Origin of the sequence: Streptomyces graminilatus (assembly GCF_001418565.1) — a bacterium.
Lineage (GTDB): Bacteria > Actinomycetota > Actinomycetes > Streptomycetales > Streptomycetaceae > Streptomyces > Streptomyces graminilatus.
Map to the genome: position 1 here is coordinate 1 of NZ_LIQQ01000711.1, position 4750 is coordinate 4750.

The 4750-nt window shown below is 70.3% G+C and carries 3 protein-coding genes and 1 pseudogene; 3 read left to right on the plus strand and 1 reads right to left on the minus strand.

Annotation, left to right across the window (positions count from 1 at the left end; translation table 11 throughout):
* A pseudogene (locus tag AOK08_RS40405) lies at positions 1–824 on the minus strand (PD40 domain-containing protein); the annotation flags it as partial.
* A 255-nt stretch (positions 825–1079) separates the two neighbouring features.
* Between AOK08_RS40405 and AOK08_RS40410 the strand changes: the two are divergent.
* The 3 genes from AOK08_RS40410 to AOK08_RS40420 form a co-directional block, all read left to right on the plus strand.
* The gene (locus AOK08_RS40410; protein ID WP_055535354.1) at positions 1080–1685 is read left to right on the plus strand and encodes a TetR/AcrR family transcriptional regulator; all 606 of its coding nucleotides are present in this window, start codon (positions 1080–1082) and stop codon (positions 1683–1685) included.
* A gap of 197 nt (positions 1686–1882) precedes the next feature.
* A complete protein-coding gene (locus tag AOK08_RS40415) occupies positions 1883–4090 on the plus strand; it encodes an MMPL family transporter (protein WP_055535356.1) in 2208 nt (735 codons plus the stop codon).
* A gap of 150 nt (positions 4091–4240) precedes the next feature.
* The coding region (locus tag AOK08_RS40420) for a multicopper oxidase domain-containing protein (RefSeq protein ID WP_157877012.1) at positions 4241–4750 on the plus strand (510 nt) is incomplete at its 3' end.

Consider the following 4750-nt stretch of genomic DNA (forward strand, 5'->3'; position numbering starts at 1 on the left):
CGTACGTCGAGGCGGCGCGGCAGGGAGTCGGCGGCGAGGTCGTCGACGATCCACAGGTCACCCGCGCACTGGTACACCACCCGGGTGCCGTCGCTGGAGGCGTGCCGGGCGTAGAAGGCGTCGTGGTCGGTGTGGCGGCGCAGACCGGAACCGTCGTACGCGCACGAGTACAGGTTGCCGACGCCCTCGTGGTCGGAGAGGAAGGCGATGCGGTCGCCGACGAACATGGGGGAGTGGAGGTGGCCGTCGAGGTCGGGCAGCAGGCGTTCGCCGTGCAGCCAGAGGCGGCCGGTCGCACCGCCCCGGTACCGCTTCCAGGCGGCCGGTTCGTGCGGCGGGGTGCCCGTGAGCAGTAGCGTCCTGCGCTCGCCCTCGATGTCCGCGACCTGGATGTCGGAGACCGGGCCCCAGGGCAGCCGACCGCCGGGGCCGCCGACCGCCGGGACGCTGTAGGCCCAGGTGAAGTACGAGAAGGGCTGGCCGTGGGAGGCGACGGCGAGGATGTCGCCGTCCGGGGACCAGCCGCAGACCTGGGTGTCGGCGCTGCCCCAGTAGGTGAGCCGCCGCGCGGGGCCGCCGTCCACCGGGACGTGGTGGATCTCGGGGACCAGGCTGCGCCAGCTCGTGTACGCGATGTGCCGGCCGTCGGGGGAGAAGCGGGGGTGGCCGACCTTCGTACGGTCGACGGTGAGGCGCCAGGCGCGGCCGTCACCGGCCGGGCCGGGTCCTCTCGTGCCGTCGCCGAGGCGGGCGAGCCAGAGGTCGTCCTCGGCGACGAAGCACAGCAGGTCACCGCTGAGATGAGGCAGGCGCAGATAGCTCACCTCCCCATGCTTTTCCGGGAACGGGGCCCCAGCAACTTCGGACCGGCCTTCAGTTCCTCCGGTTCCTCCGGTTCCTTCAATCCGTGAGCCGTCCGTGAGCTATCCGTGAGCTATCTGCGGGCCGTCCGCGGGCCGTCCGTGGGGCGTCCGTGGGGCGTCCGTGAGTCAGGACACGTACGAAACTGTTTCGTTTCTATGATTCCCGGGGTATCTTCGTTGGCGAACGGGAATGCCGGAACGGGAAGGGTGAGTGACATGGCCGAGGCCGCCACCGCGCGTCGCAGTCGGATCACGCCCGAGCGCGAGGCCGAGCTGTACGGCGCCACGCTCGACCTGCTCCGGGAGGTCGGCTACGAGGCCCTCACCATGGACGCCGTCGCCGCCCGTACGAGATCCAGCAAGGCCACCCTCTACCGCCAGTGGGGCGGCAAGGCCGAACTGGTCGTCAGGGCCCTGCGGCACTCCAAGCCTGGCGTCGCAGAGCTCGCCGACATCGACACCGGTTCCCTGCGCGGCGACTTCCAGGCGCTGCTGCTCCGCGAGGACGACTGCGCCATGGAACAGAGTTCCGCGCTGATGCGGGCCCTGGGCATGGCCGTCCACGGCAACCCGGATCTCCTCCAGGCGTTCCGGGAACTGCTCATCGAGCCCGAGACGGTGGGGCTCCGCAAGGTGATCCAGCGGGCCGTGGACCGTGGTGAGGTCCGAGCGGACAATCCGGCGGCCGACTATGTGCTGCACATGATGATCGGCGGGTTCGTCGCCCGCACGGTCGTCGACGAACAGCCGCCGACCCAGGCCTACTTGCTCGACTACCTCGACGCCGTGGTGCTCCCCGCCCTCGGCGTGCCGGTTCCGTAGGGCAAGTCCGGAACACCACTTCGGCCTGAAAACCCCCTCTCAACACCTCCCTCTCCCCCCTCTCAACACCCTCTGAACAGAACCCACTTGTGCCTGACGCGACCGCTCACGTCGTCGGGCTGATCCCTCCTGCGCCCCAACAGGACGATCAGACCTGCCCTGTTGCTGCTCAACGACCTGACCGGGAGTACGCCCTCGTGGCCACGTTCCTCTACAAACTCGGCCGACTCGCCTTCAGGCGACGGCATTTCGTCGCCCTGATCTGGGTGGCGCTGCTGACGCTCGCGGGAGTCGGCGCGGCCAGCGCCCCCGCCCCGGGCGCGACCTCCTTCTCCATACCGGGCATTGAGGCCCAGAAGGCCTTCGACCTGCTGGAACAGCGGTTCCCCGGTGCCAGCGCCGACGGAGCGACCGGACGCGTGGTCTTCAGGGCGCCCGAGGGCCAGAAGATGACGGACGCCGCCAACAAGGCGACCGTCGAGAAGACCGTCAAGCAGTTGGGCGACGGCTCCGAAGTCGTCTCCGTCACCGACCCGTTCACGACGCACGCGGTCAGCCAGGACGGGACGGTCGCCTACACGTCGGTGACGTACAGGCTGCCCGGCATGGAGCTGGCGGACTCGACCAAGAAGGCCCTGGAGAAGGCCGGCGCCGATGCCCGCGCCACCGGGCTGACCGTCGACATCGGCGGTGACGCGCTGGTCGCCGAGTCCGAGCCGGGCGCGGTCGGCGAAGCAGTCGGCCTCGCCATCGCGGCGATCGTCCTCGTCATCACCCTGGGCTCGCTGGTCGCGGCCGGACTGCCGCTGCTGACGGCGATCATCGGCGTCGGGATCGCCGGAGCCACCATCGCCTCCCTCGCCAACGCGCTCGACCTCGGCGACAACACATCCACGCTCGCGCTGATGATCGGTCTCGCGGTCGGTATCGACTACGCGCTGTTCATCGTCTCCCGTTACCGGGGCGAGCTGGCCGAGGGGCGCGACCACGAGGAGGCGGCCGGCCGCGCCACCGGCACCGCCGGTTCGGCGGTGGTCTTCGCCGGCCTCACGGTCGTCATCGCCCTGGCCGGCCTCGCGGTCGTCAACGTCCCGATGCTGACCAAGATGGGCCTCGCCGCCTCCGGCACGGTCGTGGTCGCCGTACTCATCGCACTGACCCTGATCCCGGCACTGCTCGGCTACGCGGGCCGGAAGATCCAGCCGGCAGGTCGGAAAAAGACCAGTAAGCCTGTCGGCCCCAACATGGGTACCCGGTGGGCGCGCTTCGTCATCCGGCGGCCGGTTGCCGTACTGACGTTCGGTGTGCTCGGTCTCGGGGCGATCGCGCTCCCGGTCACCCAACTTGAGCTGGGCCTGCCCGACGACGGCTCGCAGTCGACGTCCACGACCCAGCGCAGGGCGTACGACCTGCTGTCCGAGGGCTTCGGCCCCGGTTTCAACGGTCCCCTGATGGTCGTGTACGACGCCCGGGGCGCCGACGACCCCAAGGCCGGCGTCACCGAGCTGGCCGACCGGATCAAGGGGTTCAAGGACGTCGTCACGGTCACCCCGGCCCAGTTCAACAAGGCCGGTGACACCGCGACGTTCGTCGTGATCCCGGGCTCCAAGCCGTCCTCGACCGAGACCGAGGGCCTGGTGCACGCGATCCGCGACCAGAGCGCCGGTGTCAAGGCGGCGACGGGCGCGACCGTACTGGTCACCGGCACCACCGCGATGAACATCGACTTCTCGCAGAAGCTCAATGACGCCCTGATCCCCTACCTGGGCCTGGTGGTCGGCCTCGCCTTCCTCCTCCTCATCCTGGTCTTCCGGTCCATCCTGGTCCCGCTCAAGGCGGCCCTGGGCTTCCTGCTCAGCGTCCTCGCCGCGCTCGGTGCCGTGGTCGCGGTGTTCCAGTGGGGCTGGCTGAGCGGCCTGCTCGGCGTCGAGGAGACCGGCCCGATCATGTCCATGGTGCCGATCTTCATGGTCGGCGTGGTCTTCGGTCTCGCGATGGACTACGAGGTGTTCCTCGTGACCCGGATGCGGGAGGCGTACGTCCACGGCGAGTCGCCGTCCGACGCCGTGGTGACCGGGTTCAGGCACAGCGCCCGGGTCGTGGTCGCCGCCGCGATCATCATGATGGCCGTCTTCGGCGGGTTCATCAGCTCCAGCGAGTCGATGATCAAGCTGTTCGGCTTCGGCCTGGCGATCGCGGTCTTCTTCGACGCGTTCGTCGTCCGCATGGCGATCGTCCCGGCGGTACTGGCCCTGCTGGGCAGGCGCGCTTGGTGGCTGCCGGGCTGGCTGGACCGCGTACTCCCGAACGTCGACGTGGAGGGCGAGGGGCTGCGCGCCCTGGACGGCGGCGACGAGGGGGACCATCCGAAGGACGACGAGGACCGGGAACTGGTACGCGTCTGACGTACTGCGGCCCTGGTCCCTCGCAGGGATGAATGGGGCCCTGGCTGCACCCTTCGTTGGGCGTGGCGACCGGCGCCTGGATCGTCGTGCGGTTCTCCTTCGTCTGGGCGCGCCCGCTCGGGCCGATCTCACACGCGGAGGACGAAGACGATGACGATCGAGCCGACCAGGCGCCGGATGCTGGGCCTCAGCGGTGTGGTCGGACTGGCCGCGGCCGGCGGGCTGTTGACCGCGGCAGGGCTCTCCCGCCCCCCGTCCGCCACCGGCGCGCAGTTGACCAGCGCCGCACCGCTGCCGCCCGCGTTCCGGACGCCGCTCCCGCTCCTCCGGGTCCTGAAGCCCGTCGGGACGGCGGGCGGCGTCGACCGGTACGCGGTGACGCAGCGCGAGGCGCTCGTGGAGGTGCTGCCCGGCGTCAAGACTCCGATGTGGACGTACGGAGGCGTCTTCCCGGGGCCGATGATCGAGTCCCGCCGTGGCAGGCCGGTCACCGTGACGCACCGCAACGAACTGCCGGTACCGACCGTCGTCCACCTCCACGGCGGACGCACCACCGCGGCCTCCGACGGGTACCCGACCGACCTGGTCCTGCCCAAAGGCTGGCAGGACCGGGCGCATACGACGCACGACATGCGCGGCATGCCCGGGACGGGCGGGACG